This window comes from Pontibacter silvestris, assembly GCF_020907275.1.
Classification (GTDB): Bacteria; Bacteroidota; Bacteroidia; order Cytophagales; family Hymenobacteraceae; genus Pontibacter; species Pontibacter silvestris.
In genome coordinates this window covers 114,197-130,314 of sequence record NZ_JAJJWI010000005.1, presented here as the reverse complement: position 1 = coordinate 130,314, position 16,118 = coordinate 114,197, and the positions used below count along the sequence as shown (strand labels likewise).

Sequence of the window (16,118 nt, the reverse complement as noted above, 5' to 3'; positions counted from 1 at the left end):
ACTAACAAGTGATAGCACACAAAGATAATAATATTTTTATTTCATTTACTTTGTAAAGTCTGTTGTTTAAAGCCTCCGCTCTTATAAAGAAGATAAACAATAATGTTTTTTTGTACCTGGACAATACTTACCAAAAACTTTTAACCTAATTAACGTTTATACATATAATCTTATGTGGCGACAAAATTAACATTGCTTCATCACAATATAAGATCTTCCTTAGATTTCATTTATAGACATTTTTGCATAAATTCGCTTCCGGTAATTGACACAAAACGGACATAAACCCATATACACATGTCAGATTTCGCTGAAATTAATTTAGACGGTAAGTCCTACAAGATGCCTCTTGTTGTAGGAACCGAAGATGAAAAAGCTATTGATATATCCAAATTGCGATCAGAATCCGGCTTTGTTACTCTGGATCCTGGCTACAAAAATACAGGAGCTACTCAAAGCGCCATCACTTTCCTGGATGGAGAAGAGGGAATCCTTCGTTACAGAGGTTATCCTATAGAGCAACTTGCAGAAAAGTCCAGTTTTATAGAAGTTGCTTACCTGCTGATTTACGGTTCTCTTCCTACAGCTCAGGAACTGGAAGATTTCAGCAACAGGATTAAAAGACATACTTTGGTTAACGAAGATATGCGCAAAATTCTGGATGGCTTTCCATATACTGCACACCCAATGGGTATCCTTTCAGCTCTTGTTAGTTCTCTTACAGCGTTCTACCCTGAGTCGCTTAACCCTAACCAGACAAAAGACGAAGTTGACCTGACTATTGTCCGTTTATTGGCTAAAATTTCAACCATAGCGGCCTGGTCTTATAAAAACTCTATCGGACACCCGGTAATTTATCCAAAGAACAGCCTGGATTACTGCTCAAACTTCATGCACATGATGTTTGCATATCCTACTGAGACTTATGAGGTAAATCCGATTGTTATAGATGCCCTGAATAAGCTGCTTATTCTGCACGCTGACCACGAGCAAAACTGCTCTACTTCTACAGTACGCCTTGTGGGTTCTGCTAACGCCAGCCTGTACTCTTCTGTGTCTGCTGGCATCAGTGCACTTTGGGGTCCCCTGCACGGAGGTGCTAACCAGGCTGTAATCGAAATGCTGGAGGAAATTAAAGCTGACGGTGGAGACTCTAAGAAGTTCATAGCAAAAGCTAAAGACAAAAATGATCCGTTCCGTTTGATGGGCTTCGGTCACCGTGTGTACAAAAACTTTGACCCACGTGCTAAAATTATTAAAAAATCTGCTGATGATGTACTTTCTGCCCTAGGCATTAAAGATCCGATCCTGGACATCGCAAAAGAACTGGAAGAGGCAGCACTTACGGATCCTTACTTTGTAGATCGTAAGCTTTACCCTAACGTAGACTTCTATTCAGGCATCATTTACCAAGCTCTAGGCATTCCTACAAACATGTTTACTGTTATGTTTGCCCTTGGCCGTATGCCAGGCTGGATTGCACAGTGGAAAGAACTTCGTGAGAACAAGGAGCCTATTGGTCGTCCGCGTCAGATTTATGTTGGTGAGAAAGAACGTGATTACGTTTCTATTGAGAAAAGATAGTTTTTAAAAGATATAAGAAGCAAGGAAGACACAGATACGGGTCAACTTGCTTCTTACCTATAACAGAAGGGCCAGCTATATTTGCAATAGCTGGCCCTTCTGTTATTTATGTATTTATGATAATATTATCAATATAAGCAAATCCCATCCTTTCGCTTTATCAACTAAAGCACCTGCATTTCAATTCGTCGGTTCTGGCTACGCTTCTCTTCAGAAGTATTAGGCTGGACAGGCTTGCTTTCTCCGTACCCTTTGGACCGGATGCGCTCATTGCCAATACCGTTGCTGGTGATATAGTCAGCTACAGACTTTGCCCTTCTTTCTGATAATACCTGATTATCTCTGCCTGACCCAACATCATCGGTATGTCCTGATATTTCAATCTTTACTTCCTTGTTCTGTCGCAGGAAAGTAATCACTTTGTCTAACTCAGTTTTAGAGTTCCTGCCAAGTTCATATTTTCCGGTGTCAAAAAACAGGTTGCTCAGTACAACAGCAGCACCAGATTTAATAGGTTTCAGGTAAACATCAAGTGCAACAGGTGTTAAGGCTTTATTGGATGTATAGTCAAAGCTAAGGCTGTTGGTTAAATGTTTTGGAGCACTTACATATAAAGCGTATTGTTTCCCCTCAGTTAGCACAACGGTATATTCTCCTGATATTCTGTCGGACTTTACCTGTTGCAGCAGCGAATCAACTGTTACATCGTAAAGCTGCACGACTGCCTCCAGCGGCTTTTTAGTATCCGCATCAAAAACCCGCCCCTGCGCATAAGTGCTGTTACTTTTGCTCTTCCAAACAACCGGCACATCAAAGCTATAGAGTTGTATAGTGGCTGCCCCGGCATCTGTTACCTCCTGTCGTGAGTAGTATCCTGTTCTATTATCCGGCGTGATAAAAAGAGAACCTTCGTCAGCATGTGTGTTCAGCGGGTAGCCCATATTTTTTGGATCTTCCCAATGCTTTCCTTTTACCAGGGAAGACATAAAAACATCAAGGCCGCCTAAGCCCTGATGGCCATCACTTACAAAGTACAGCGTATTGCCACTTACATGTATAAAAGGGGCCATATCACGACCTTTAGAGTTGATGGATTCTCCTAAATTTACAGGTTGAAGCCATGAGCTATCGTCATTCCGATAAGTAACCCATATATCTTCCTTGCCTACCCCTCCGGCACGTGTAGAGGTAAAATATAACGTTCGTCCATCTGCTGAAAGGCTTGGCTGTGACTCCCAAGCAGTAGAATTAACTGTTACCCCCATATTTTTAGGAACACTCCACTCATTACCTGTTCTAAATGAGATATAGAGATCGCAATCGCCTTGGGTATCTGCTCTGTTACAGGAGGTAAACACCAATGTTTTACCATCACCGGAAATAGTAGCAGCCCCTTCATTTGCCGCTGAGTTTATTGCTTCTGAAATAGAGACAGGTAGCTGCCACTCACCCTCCTGCCATTGGCTTACATAAATGTTTTCGTCCTGCTCTGGTCTGGTGCCTGCACGGGCAGTATAAATAAACTGGCGCTGATCAGCTGTAGTGGAAGGGAAATACTGCAAGCCAAACTTATTAATTGCGTCAGGCATCCGTACAGGACTAAAATCTACCGGGTGTTGCATAGCTTCCTGGGCAAACTCAATCGTTTTAAGCTGCTGCCTGGCAAAATCAACCAACCGGGCATTCTTAGTCTTAGATTTCAGGAAAGCTTCAAAATTCTCTCTGGCTTTACTATATTCACCTCTTTCAAAATAGAGGTCCGCCAAATCGAAATAGCTGTTTACGTAAGCTGGGCTATAGGGCAACAGCGAGAGGCCTTTCTGCAGGTTTTCATAAGTAGCAGCCTTACGCCCCATCATTCTATTCAGGTGAGCCGCTTTCAGATAGGCTTCTCCAAAGTTCGGGTCTTTCTCTACCGCATCTGCCAAGGTATTTAAGGCACGGTCAAAATCACGGGCTTTAACATATTCCTCAGCCTTATAATACAAACTTTCTGCCTTCCTGGAGTTGGTGCTTAAGGCTTTAGATTGGGATAAACTGGTATAAGATGTAAGGCAGGTCAGCAGTAAAGCATAGAATAATTTTGTATACATAATCAGTGTTATGGAATATCCATGTACTTGTGAGTCTGCAAAGACACACGCCATTTAGGGTTATTTTTAACGTACTCAACTATAAGTGGTGTTATTTGGCTGGCCTTGCTCCACTCCGGTTGCAGGTAAAGCTTTGTATGCTCCCCAACCTTACTGGCATGTTCTTCAGCCCAGGCAAAATCGCTCTTGTTAAAAATAATGATTTTTAACTCATGCGCATACGGATACACTGAAGCATCAGGTGCTTTAAACTTCTTCGGCGAAAGGCACACCCAATCCCAACGGCCACTTAAAGGATATGCTCCTGAAGTTTCTACCAACGTCCTGATACCGCGCTCCTGTAACAGCTCTGTTAATGGACTAAGGTTGTACAGCAAAGGTTCACCACCAGTTATCACAACCGTTTTACCTGGGTACTGATCTGCCATCTGCACTATTTCTTCGATACGCGTTAAAGGGTGCTCCTCTGCATCCCATGATTCTTTTACATCACACCAGTGGCAACCAACGTCGCAACCGCCTAAACGAATAAAATAAGCGGCAACACCTGTATTGCCACCCTCACCCTGTATGGTATAAAACGCTTCCATCAATGGTAGTTCGCTGCCGTCTTTCGGCACGGTATGTATGGAAGCTTTTTTTATTTCTTTTGTTGACTCCAAAATAATTATGCTAAGGCAGCAGCCACATTGGCTCTGTGCCTGTTTTTATATAATTCAACACCTGCCAACTTAATTTTAATGTTAACAGAATTTGCAAAGTTAGTTAAAATTGTAAACAAGCATGGTAGCTTATTCTGTTCCGTTTTACACTGCTTTACAATAGTTTTAGCATTGATTTCATAAAAAAGCAAACAAATTCTTGCTTCAGAACTAAATAGTCCCAATATTGAACCATCAAAGTCATGAAAAGCAAAAAAACAATATCACCCAAGACAACAACTTCTATGAAGAAAAAGATAGCTATGTCTATTGGTGTAAGTACAGCGTTTGGCTTTGGTTCTACATGCTCAATCATTATTACCCCTCTGGGGGTTTAATGCACATATCGTCCACTCTGTACCTGCTATCTGGCTTTTTCAGCCTTATTCAAGCATTTTCGTTTAATCAATTTTAATCTTAAAACCATTCATAATGCTGGTTTTGAAATTTGGTGGCACATCTGTTGCCAACTCCGATGCTATACTAAAAATAGCCTCCATCCTGAAAGATAAAAACTACCCTAAAAACATGCTGGTGGTGGTATCAGCCATGTCCGGGGTAACAGATATGCTGATAAACTGTTTCCAAAAAGCTGCCGCACACGATGAGTCTTACCAGGATGTAATTCAGCAGCTTGAGGTTAAGCACATGGATGCCATAGAGCAGTTGGTTCCTATTAATTTCCAGATCGACATTAAGGGCAGGATTAAAATGATTCTTCGGGAGCTGGAAGACATGAGCAAAGGCGTGTACCTGCTCGATGAGATAAGTGACAGCATTCAGGCTCGTGTAATAGGTTATGGTGAGATTCTTTCATCTGCCATAGTTTCTGTAGCTTTCCAGTACCACGACCTGCCAAACGTGCTGATCGACAGCCGGGACTTTATTTTGACTGATGAAAATTACCTGAATGCTAAAGTAGACCTGAAAAAGTCTTACAACAGGATAAAAGAACAATTACCAAAAGCCAAACTAATTATAGCGCCTGGGTTTGTTGCCCGATCCGAAAAAGGCAAAGCAACTGTGCTGGGGAGAGGAGGTTCCGACTACAGTGCCTCTATTTATGCCGCTGCCATGCAGGCCGAAATGCTTGAAATATGGTCTGATGTAGATGGCATGTATACCACCGACCCGAGAAAGGCAAAATCAGCTTACTCTATAAAGGAACTAAGTTACCAGGAAGCTATGGAGCTGGCTTTTTTTGGCGCAAAGGTACTTTACCCTCCTACTATTGCTCCTTTGGTTGCTGCAAAGATACCACTGGTGCTTAAGAACACCTTCAACCCAGCGCATAAAGGCACTCTAATATCTGACAACCCTGCTCCAAGCAAGCATGTTATAAAAGGCGTTTCCTGCATAGATAATATTGCAATGCTTACCTTAAGCGGCAGCGGCATGATTGGTGTGCCTGGTATTGCCATGCGTATGTTTAAAGCAGTGGCAACTGAAAACATAAACATCTACTTTATCACCCAGTCATCATCAGAACAAAGTATCACAATAGGTTTGGCAGAGAGTGACGGAAAAAAAGCAGTGCAGGCATTAACGTCAGAGTTTACAGATGAACTGGCTTCCGTAGATCTGGACCCTCTCACTTTGGAGGCTCCTATGAGCATAGTGGCACTGGTAGGAAATGGCATGATCAAGCAACCAGGTATAGCAGGAACTGTTTTCTCTATTCTGGGTAAAAACAATGTTAATATCAGAGCTATAGCCCAGGGTGCCACTGAACGAAACATTTCTATCGTGGTAAAAGCAGATGACTCGCACAAGGCAGTTAACTTATTGCATGACAGCTTCTTTCTACCTCAAAATAAAAATGCAGCCATTGCAATGGCATAAATAATAATATCATGACTAATAATGAATTTGTTAAAGCTTATGCCCCTGCTACCGTAGCCAATGTTTGCTGTGGTTTCGATGTACTGGGCTTTGCTTTAGATTACCCAGGAGATGAAGTATGGGCTAGAAGAAGCAACGCTCCTGGTATTAGAATAACAGATATAAAAGGAATTGGAGGCCTTTCTGCAGACCCTGCTGAAAACGTTATTGGCGTAGTGGCTCAGAAAATGCTGACAGAACTTGGTATTACGCATGGTCTAGAACTACAACTGCACAAGGGAATGCCTGTAGGTAGTGGCATGGGAAGCAGTGCAGCCAGTTCAGCGGCAGCGGCCTTTGCTGTAAACGAGGTACTAGGAAAGCCTTTTACCACGGAGGAATTAGTAGTTTACGCCATGGAGGGAGAACGTAAAGCATCAGGTTCTGCCCATGCCGACAATGTAGCTCCTTCCCTTTTAGGAGGCTTTGTGCTGATTAGAGACTACGATCCTTTGGATGTAGTGCCACTTGGTACTCCTGTAGATCTTTACTGCACAATTATTTATCCGCAGATTGAGCTAAAAACCTCACTGGCCAGAAGTATCCTGAAAAAAGAGATTCCAATGAAAAAAGGAATACGGCAATGGGGTAACCTGGCTGGCCTGATGGCAGGCTTACTGAAGGGAGACTATGGCCTGATTGGGCGCAGCCTTCATGATGAAATTTTTGAACCAGAGCGTTCCATCCTGATCCCGCTGTTTAAGCAGACAAAAGAAGCAGCTTTATCTGCTGGTGCTTTAGGCTGTGGCATATCAGGTTCCGGCCCCTCAATTTTCGCGCTTTCGGCTACAGCAGAGCAGGCTGAGGAAGTAAAACTTGCGATGCAGCAAACTTACGCAGAAAGCGGTATCGAAATAAAAACATATGTATCAAAAGTGCCTGAACAAGGGGCACGTGTTATAGAGCAACCCATACTACAACCTGTTCAAGCATGAAATTTTACAGCACCAACCGCCAATCTCCGAAAATAACTTTTAAAGAGGCGGTAATCAAAGGTTTACCGCAGGATAAAGGATTATTCTTTCCAGAGCAGGTCCCTGTTCTGCCAGCCTCATTCTTCGAAGCTTTGCCAGACATGGCGCTCCCAGAAATTGCCATACAGGTTCTGAGCGCTTACACAGCACCAGACATTGAGCAGGAAGCTCTTCGTGAAATTTGTGATGAAGTGTTTACTTTCTCTATTCCATTGGTTAAGGTGGAAGATGAGGTGTATACACTGGAGCTTTTCCATGGCCCTACCTGTGCCTTTAAAGATATAGGAGCCCGGTTTATGTCGCGCTGTCTGCAGACATTTGCTGAAAAAGGTAAGCCGGTAACTGTGCTGGTTGCAACCTCCGGAGATACGGGTAGTGCTGTTGCCAATGGTTTTTTAGGTGTCGAGAACATTGAAGTGGTTATTCTGTACCCGAAAGGAGGCGTAAGTGATATTCAGGAAATGCAGTTTACCACTTTGGGGCAGAACATAAGAGCCGTAGCAGTTGAAGGCATGTTCGATGATTGCCAGGCATTGGTGAAGCAGGCTTTTGCTGATGAAGAACTGGCTAAAGAAATGCAGCTATCTTCGGCCAACTCAATTAATGTGGCTCGTTGGTTACCACAAATGGTATATTATTTCCATGCCTGGGGCCAGTGGAAAAAACAACACCCGACACAAACAGAAGTAACTATAGCTGTACCGAGCGGCAACTTTGGCAACCTGGCAGCAGGACTTTTGGCCAGGCAAATGGGGTTGCCTGTAACCTACTTTGTTGCGGCTACCAATATGAATAAAATAGTACCTGATTATTTAGAATCCGGTGTATATACTCCTGCACCATCTGTTGCCACCATTGCCAACGCCATGGACGTAGGAAGCCCGAATAATTTTCCTCGCATCCTAGAGATGTTTGAGCAGCAACATACAGCAATGCAAGATGTTGTTAAAGGCTTCTGGGCAGATGACGACTCAATTAAAGCTGTCATAAAACAAGTAAACGAACAGAAGGGATACCTGTTGGACCCACACGGAGCTATTAGTTACCTGAGCCTGAAGCAGTATCTTCCAAAACTAAAAACCTCTGGCATCTTCTTAGAAACAGCTCACCCGGCTAAATTTAAGGGATCTATTGATGCGGTAACTGGAGGTGATATTGATCTGCCTGAACAGCTGAAAGCTTTCCAGAACAGAGCAAAACAAGTGGTTAGCATCAAGAATGATTTCAAAGACCTAAGTGCTGTGCTTCAGCAGCAAAATGAAGTTAGTGCTTAGTCACAACAAGTATTATAATAAACAAAAGGGGCTGTACAGTTTAAACTGGACAGCCCCTTCATTTAGTTGAAGTTCGTACTACCTAAGCATACACTTCTTTCTTCGAAGCACTCAAGGTATTTTTCAGTAACATGGCAATTGTCAATGGTCCTACTCCGCCTGGTACTGGCGTAATGTAGCTGCATTTAGGAGCCACGGCATCAAAGTCAACATCTCCTCTTAAACGGAAGCCTGACTTTCGGCTGGCATCAGGAACGCGGGTTGTTCCAACATCAATTACCACAGCACCCTCTTTTACCATATCCTCTGTTATAAGTCCCGGTATACCAACAGCCACAATAACAATATCTGCCTGCCGTGTATGATAGGCCAAATCCTGTGTATAGCGATGGCACAGGGTAACAGTACAGTTACCTGGAGAGGCATTTTTAGACATTAAGATACTCATTGGAGACCCCACAATATTGCTGCGACCTACCACCACACAATGCTTACCAAAAGTTTCAATTTCGTAGCGCTGTAGCAACTGCAGGATACCAGCAGGAGTAGCAGGCAAATAAGCAGGTAAACCAGCTACCATCCGGCCAACGTTTATCGGGTGAAAGCCATCCACATCTTTCTTAGGATCAACTGCCTCCAACACTTTTTCTGTATCAATGTGCTTTGGCAGTGGCAACTGAACAATGAACCCATCAACTTCCTCGTCCTCATTCAGTTCCTTAATTTTATTAAGCAGATCTTCTTCCGTAATAGTGTCTTCATAATGGAAAAGTGAAGACACAAAGCCGACGCGTTCGCAGGCCAATACTTTGTTGTTTACATAAGTCACAGAGCCTCCATCGTTACCAACAAGTATAGCGGCTAAGTGTGGAATTTTACTACCATCAGCTTTTAATGCAGTTACCTCGGCAGCAATTTCGTCTTGAATGGCTTCGGATGTTTTTTTACCGTCAAGCAGGGTCATTTTCAAAGTATGGATTAAGATGTTAGATATTGGATATTGGATGCTAGAGCTTTGGATACTGTTTAATTTAAAACAAGGATTGTATCTTACCTCCAGACGATATATACAGGATTTTTAAGCTCTCTTAATGTTTAATATTTAAATAAAGCTTTTAGTTTGCGCCTGGCTAAAAGCAACAAGCCCCGACACGCAGAGGCACGTTCGGGGCTTGTAACTTAGGTTTAGTCGAGTTTAAGCACGGCTAAGAAGGCTTCCTGTGGAATTTCCACATTACCTACCTGGCGCATGCGTTTCTTACCTTTCTTCTGTTTCTCAAGTAGTTTACGCTTACGGGAAATATCACCGCCGTAGCACTTGGCCAACACGTTTTTACGCATTGCTTTTACCGTTTCACGAGCAATGATTTTCTGCCCGATAGCAGCCTGAATGGCAATTTCAAACATCTGGCGGGGCAGCAGTTCACGTAGCTTCTCGCACAGGCGCTTGCCCCAGTCATAAGCTTTATCGCGGTGAACAATAGCAGAAAGTGCATCTACCTTCTCCCCGTTCAGCATTATATCCAGCTTCACCATTGTAGAAGCCCTGAAGCCAATCAGTTCATAATCAAGGGAAGCGTAACCACGCGAAATAGTTTTCAGCTTATCAAAGAAGTCGAACACGATCTCAGCCAATGGCATTTCAAACGTCATCTCCACCCGATCGCTGGTCAGATATGTCTGGTTTTTCAGAATACCACGCTTGTCCATACATAAGGTGATGATTGGCCCAACAAACTCAGATTTAGAAATGATCTGGGCTTTAATGAACGGTTCCTCAATATGGTCAATGTAGTTCGGCTCGGGCATCTCAGACGGTGCATTTACTTTCACCATCTGTTCTTTCGTGGTATAAGCATGAAATTGTACCGATGGCACAGTAGTAATAACTGTCATATCGAATTCACGCTCCAACCGTTCCTGCACAATTTCCATGTGCAGCATACCCAAGAAACCGCAGCGAAAACCAAACCCAAGCGCAGCAGAAGTCTCTGGTTCCCATACCAGTGATGCATCATTTAACTGCAGTTTCTCCATAGAGGCACGCAGTTCTTCATATTCGCTCGTCTCTACCGGGTAAATACCGGCAAACACCATTGGTTTCACATCCTCAAACCCCTGAATACCTTTGGCAGGGCGATTAACGTGCGTGATGGTATCTCCTACTTTAACTTCTTTAGCATTCTTTATCCCCGAAATCAGGTACCCCACATTACCCGCACCCATTTCAGTACGACTCTCCTGGTTTAGTTTCAGTACACCTATTTCATCAGCTTCATAAGTTTTGCCTGTGTTGATGAACTTCACTTTATCACCTTTGCGTAAGGTTCCGTTAAAGACCCTGAAATAAACTTCAATGCCTCTGAAGGAGTTAAACACGGAGTCAAATATCAATGCCTGAAGCGGCTCTTCCGGATCTCCTTTAGGAGCAGGAATACGCTCGCATATAGCATTCAAGATATCCTCTATACCAATACCTGCTTTACCGGAAGCATGAATAATATCTTCCTTATCGCAGCCAATTAAATCAATAATCTGGTCAGACACTTCCTCAGGCATGGCATGTGGCAGGTCAATCTTATTCAGCACAGGTATAATCTCCAGGTCATTACCAATAGCCAGGTATAGGTTAGAAATGGTTTGTGCTTCAATACCTTGCGAAGAGTCAACAATCAATAAGGCACCTTCACAGGCCGCAATAGAACGGGATACTTCATAAGAAAAGTCCACGTGGCCTGGTGTGTCAATCAGGTTCAGTACATAGTCTTCCCCTTTGTAATGGTAGTTCATCTGGATAGCGTGACTCTTGATAGTGATACCACGCTCACGCTCCAGGTCCATATTGTCCAGCAATTGGTTTTGCATCTCTCGCTCCGCTACCGTTTGAGTATACTCTAACAAACGGTCTGCCAGGGTACTTTTACCATGGTCTATGTGGGCGATGATACAGAAATTACGAATATTCTTCATATAGTAGTTATACGGAATACAAAGTTAAGAATATTCTGATCAAAATAATTGATTTACCCTGCTACATCCTCTACAATTTAGTATTACGCAGTTATTTTTAAATTTTATTGATCTTGTACCTTATCTTTTGGGATTTTTGTCCAATACTTTTATATTAGTAAGTCCTATCATTTCCTGCAGAAAGTAAATCGAAAAGTTTAAAGCTTAAAAACTTCATCTCGCACATAATTGTGCTCTGATAAAAATTCCTGCTTATGCTTAAAAAGGTTACCAAAGCTTCTCCTGATAACAATGAATCTCAAAAATTGAAAGATGTAGAAAAAGAGCTTGCTTTACTTCAGGAAAAATGTGCTTTTCTTGAAAGAGTGGTGCATGAGGTACCTGCCAATATCTATATATCCGATTTAGAGAAAGGCCTAGTGTGGTGCAATAAAACTAACGAAGAAACCTTAGGATATACTCTGAGTGACATCCTGAAGATGGGTGGCTTACAATATTTTAAGGAGGTTGTTCATCCAGAGGATCAAAATGTACCGGATGACAGTGTAGATCATTACCAGCACTTTACCGGAGCAGAATACGGCGGCATATTCCGGGCAAAGCATAAAGACCAGGACAATTACAGGTGGTTCGTAGGCTGGGCGAAGGCATATAATACAGACGACAAGGGCAATGTAAAGGAGTTGCTTTGTGTTGACGTAGACATGAGCCCGCAGATGAACACTGAAAAGCAATTAATTGAAGCCCTCCGTGAAAATTTAAAACTAAAGAACAAATTACTCTTTAAAAGTCTACGAAAGAGAGAGCTGGAAATACTTAACCTTATCTGTAAAGGGATGAGTACAAAAAATATTGCAGATAAGCTTTTCTTAAGCCTGCATACAGTAACAACACACCGCCGAAACATTCAGAAAAAGCTGGGCACATCTAATGTGGCCGATTTAGTTTCTCTGGCTAAAGAAACAGGATTAGGCTAACCATACACACTGTTGTAGCTGTTTATAAGTTCAGCAGCTTATTCCCGTTTTTAGGCAGCAATGATTTTAAGCCAGCAAAAAAACCTAAACTCTCTACTCTATTCAAAATCCACTCAATCCAAATCTATTTGCGTATATTTAAACGTTAGTTAGTTTAAGATTATTCGCATTCATATGCAAACGCAGCAAATAGAAACTTATAAGCCTGTAAATCATGTTCGTGTCGTTACAGCAGCTTCGCTATTCGACGGCCACGACGCTTCCATCAATATTATGCGGCGTATTATTCAGGCTTCTGGCGCTGAAGTAATTCACCTAGGACATAACAGGGCCGTACAGGAAATTGTCGATTGTGCCATTCAGGAAGATGCACAGGCCATTGCCATTACCTCTTACCAAGGCGGCCACCTGGAGTACTTTAAATATATGTACGACTTGCTACAGGAGCGCAGCAGTGGCCACATCAGGATATTTGGAGGTGGCGGTGGTGTTATTCTGCCGGATGAGGTGGAAGAGTTACAGGCCTATGGAATTTCGCGCATCTACTCCCCTGACGACGGGCGGGCAATGGGACTGCAAGGCATGATAAATGATATGCTACAGAAGTGCGATTTTCCGACAGGTAAAAACCTGAATGGAGAACCAAAGCACCTGAAGGAAAAAGATCCCAAAGCCATAGCTAGGCTTATATCTGCTGCAGAGAACTTTCCAGAAGACACTAAAAGCATATTGCAGCAGATAAAAGAGCAGGCGCAAACAGTAGCTACTCCTGTGCTGGGTATAACTGGCACAGGCGGTGCCGGTAAGTCCTCTTTAGTAGATGAGCTGGTGCGGCGTTTCCTGCTGGATTTCCCTGATAAGAACATAGCAATTATTTCAGTTGATCCCTCAAAGCGCAAAACAGGTGGCGCTTTGCTTGGCGACAGAATACGCATGAATGCCATCTCTAGTGACAGAGTGTATATGCGTTCGCTTGCTACCCGCCAGAGTAACCTTGCTCTCAGCAAATATGTGCAGGATGCGGTAGACATTGTAAAAGCTGCCTCTTTTGACCTGATTATATTAGAGACATCCGGCATAGGCCAGTCTGACACAGAAATTACAGAGCATTCTGATGTAAGCCTTTATGTAATGACACCGGAATTTGGAGCCGCCACGCAGCTTGAAAAAATCGACATGCTCGATTTTGCCGATATTATTGCCCTTAACAAATTCGATAAGCGAGGGGCTCTGGATGCCTTGCGTGATGTAAAAAAACAATACAAGCGCAATCACCATTTGTGGGACGTAAGCGACGAGGAAGTTCCTGTTTTTGGCACCATTGCCTCCCAGTTCAACGACCCGGGCATGAACCACCTTTACAGAGCCATTATGGCTACAGTAACAGAGAGAACAGGTATTACCTTCAAATCAAAACTGCAGGCAACAAACGAAATGTCTGAGAAGGTGTTTATTATCCCTACAAGCCGAACACGCTACCTTTCTGAAATCTCCGAAACCATTCGCAGCTACGACAAATGGAGCAAAGAACAAGCAGAGATCGCTCAGAAGTTATATAGTATTCGTAAATCGATTGAGGCTGTACAGGGGCTGGAAATAGAAGATAAAGATCGCCTGGTTAAGCAGTTGGAGGAAGCTTATGCCGAGGTAGAACTGAACCTGGATGGGCAGAATAAGAAGATACTGGAGAACTGGAAAGAGAAAGTACAGGCATATAAGAATGAGTTCTACATCTTTAAAGTCCGTGATAAAGAGATTAAAATAAAGACACATACAACGTCTCTGTCGCAGCTACAGATACCTAAGATTTCTTTACCACGCTATGAAGCATGGGGTGATCTGCTGAAATGGAACCTGCAGGAGAATGTTCCGGGGGAGTTCCCCTACACAGCAGGCGTGTTCCCTTTTAAAAGAGAAGGAGAAGACCCTACCCGTATGTTTGCCGGTGAAGGCGGCCCGGAACGTACCAACCGTCGCTTCCACTACGTAAGCTTGGGTATGCCTGCCAAGCGCTTGTCCACGGCTTTTGACTCTGTTACGCTTTACGGAGAGGACCCTGACTACCGACCAGACATTTATGGTAAGATTGGTAACTCCGGTGTAAGCGTCTGCTGCCTCGACAATGCCAAAAAGCTTTACTCAGGCTTCAACTTAGCAGATCCCATGACTTCGGTTTCCATGACCATCAATGGTCCTGCAGCTATACTCACTGCTTTCTTTATGATTGCAGCTATAGACCAGCAATGCGAACTATATATTAAGGAGCATGGCTTGGAGGAAGAAATAAAGGCTAAAATAGAAGCTATATATAAAGAAAAAGGAGTAATCCGCCCACAGTACCAGGGTGCATTGCCTGAGGGTAACAATGGTTTAGGATTAATGTTATTAGGCGTTACCGGCGACCTTGTTTTGCCTGCTGATGTATATGCCCAAATAAAAGAACGTACACTGGCAGCTGTGCGCGGTACTGTGCAGGCAGACATTCTGAAAGAGGATCAGGCACAGAACACCTGTATATTCTCAACAGAGTTCTCCTTACGTTTAATGGGTGACGTACAACAGTACTTCATAGACCATAGCGTACGTAACTTCTATTCTGTATCTATCTCTGGCTATCATATTGCTGAGGCTGGTGCCAACCCTATCTCACAGTTGGCCTTTACGCTGGCAAATGGCTTTACCTTTGTAGAATACTACATAAGCCGGGGCATGAACATTAATAAGTTTGCTTCGAATCTGAGCTTCTTTTTCTCAAATGGTATTGACCCAGAATATGCCGTAATTGGCCGTGTGGCACGTCGCATCTGGGCCAAAGCTATGAAGCAAAAGTACGGTGCAGATGCACGTTCCCAAATGTTGAAATATCATATTCAGACATCCGGCCGCTCTTTGCACGCACAGGAAATAGACTTTAATGATATTCGTACTACGTTGCAGGCTCTTTACGCTATTTATGACAACTGTAATTCCCTGCACACCAATGCCTACGATGAGGCTATCACCACTCCTACCGAGGCCTCTGTACGACGCGCCATGGCGATTCAATTGATAATCAACCGTGAGTTAGGCCTATCGAAAAACGAGAACCCGTTGCAGGGCTCTTTTATTATAGAAGAGCTGACAGACCTTGTTGAAGAGGCTGTACTGATGGAGTTTGATCGTATTACTGAACGAGGAGGTGTTTTAGGTGCTATGGAAACCATGTATCAGCGTGGCAAAATTCAGGAAGAAAGCCTTTACTATGAGACACTAAAGCACTCAGGTAAATACCCGATCATAGGCGTAAATACCTTCCTTTCATCTAAGGGCTCTCCTACTGTTGTTCCGACAGAGGTAATTCGTGCTACAGAAGAAGAGAAGAAATACCAGATTCATATGGTTCAGGCATTACAGAAAGGTAATGCAGATAAGTCTGAAGAACAACTGAAGCGCCTGCAACAAGTAGCCATCAACAACGGGAACATCTTTGAGGAACTGATGGAAACGGTAAAAATCTGCTCCCTTGGTCAAATTACGAATGCCTTATTTGAAGTTGGTGGTCAGTACCGCAGAAATATGTAATATTGGTTTTAGCTAATACGCTTGAATTTAAATAATTATTTAATTAAATAAAACAACACATTATCTTACATCCCGTATTTAGGTACTTCTAAAAAACTTTTAG

At 43.1% G+C, this 16,118-nt stretch carries 10 protein-coding genes; 6 read left to right on the top strand and 4 right to left on the bottom strand.

The features are described from left to right. Positions 1-297: 297 nt before the first annotated feature. Positions 298-1,584, top strand: coding sequence for a citrate synthase (locus LN995_RS06275; RefSeq protein WP_229959497.1), 1,287 nt, complete (start codon positions 298-300; stop codon positions 1,582-1,584). 164 nt (positions 1,585-1,748) lie between these two features. On the opposite strand, the gene LN995_RS06270 is transcribed toward LN995_RS06275, so the two are convergent. Together LN995_RS06270 and LN995_RS06265 are read right to left on the bottom strand one after the other, a co-directional pair. Further along, positions 1,749-3,677 carry an OmpA family protein gene (locus LN995_RS06270; RefSeq protein ID WP_229959494.1) on the bottom strand — a complete coding sequence of 643 codons (1,929 nt, stop codon included), beginning with the start codon at positions 3,675-3,677 and terminating at the stop codon, positions 1,749-1,751. Between the two features lie 8 nt (positions 3,678-3,685). Next, entirely contained in the window at positions 3,686-4,339 is a 654-nt protein-coding gene (locus LN995_RS06265) for a 7-carboxy-7-deazaguanine synthase QueE (protein WP_229959492.1), read from the bottom strand. 471 nt (positions 4,340-4,810) lie between these two features. Between LN995_RS06265 and LN995_RS06260 the strand changes: the two genes are divergently transcribed. Genes LN995_RS06260 through thrC form a run of 3 tightly spaced genes read left to right on the top strand, consistent with a single transcriptional unit; the run spans position 4,811 to position 8,507 of the window. Further along, positions 4,811-6,220 (top strand): aspartate kinase, encoded by a 1,410-nt coding sequence (locus LN995_RS06260; protein ID WP_229959490.1) that lies wholly within the window; start codon positions 4,811-4,813, stop codon positions 6,218-6,220. Between the two features lie 11 nt (positions 6,221-6,231). After that, the gene (locus tag LN995_RS06255) at positions 6,232-7,194 is read left to right on the top strand and encodes a homoserine kinase (RefSeq protein ID WP_229959488.1); all 963 of its coding nucleotides are present in this window, start codon (positions 6,232-6,234) and stop codon (positions 7,192-7,194) included. After that, positions 7,191-8,507 (top strand): threonine synthase, encoded by a 1,317-nt coding sequence (gene thrC / locus LN995_RS06250; RefSeq protein ID WP_229959485.1) that lies wholly within the window; start codon positions 7,191-7,193, stop codon positions 8,505-8,507. Before LN995_RS06255 ends, thrC begins: the two co-directional genes overlap by 4 nt. Before the next feature lie 82 nt (positions 8,508-8,589). Here the strand turns inward: thrC and LN995_RS06245 are convergent, their stop codons facing one another. After that, positions 8,590-9,471: a bifunctional 5,10-methylenetetrahydrofolate dehydrogenase/5,10-methenyltetrahydrofolate cyclohydrolase gene (locus LN995_RS06245; RefSeq protein WP_229959483.1), complete on the bottom strand. Its 882-nt coding sequence runs from the start codon at positions 9,469-9,471 to the stop codon at positions 8,590-8,592. Positions 9,472-9,692: 221 nt separating this feature from the next. Continuing rightward, positions 9,693-11,477, bottom strand: a complete 1,785-nt coding sequence (gene lepA / locus LN995_RS06240; protein WP_229959481.1) for a translation elongation factor 4 — start codon at positions 11,475-11,477, stop codon at positions 9,693-9,695. Positions 11,478-11,731: 254 nt separating this feature from the next. On the opposite strand from lepA, the gene LN995_RS06235 reads away from it, so the two are divergent. Together LN995_RS06235 and LN995_RS06230 are read left to right on the top strand one after the other, a co-directional pair. Further along, a complete protein-coding gene (locus LN995_RS06235; protein WP_229959478.1) occupies positions 11,732-12,454 on the top strand; it encodes a LuxR C-terminal-related transcriptional regulator in 723 nt (240 codons plus the stop codon). Positions 12,455-12,628: 174 nt separating this feature from the next. Continuing rightward, a complete protein-coding gene (locus tag LN995_RS06230; RefSeq protein ID WP_229959476.1) occupies positions 12,629-16,015 on the top strand; it encodes a methylmalonyl-CoA mutase family protein in 3,387 nt (1,128 codons plus the stop codon). Positions 16,016-16,118: the final 103 nt, after the last annotated feature.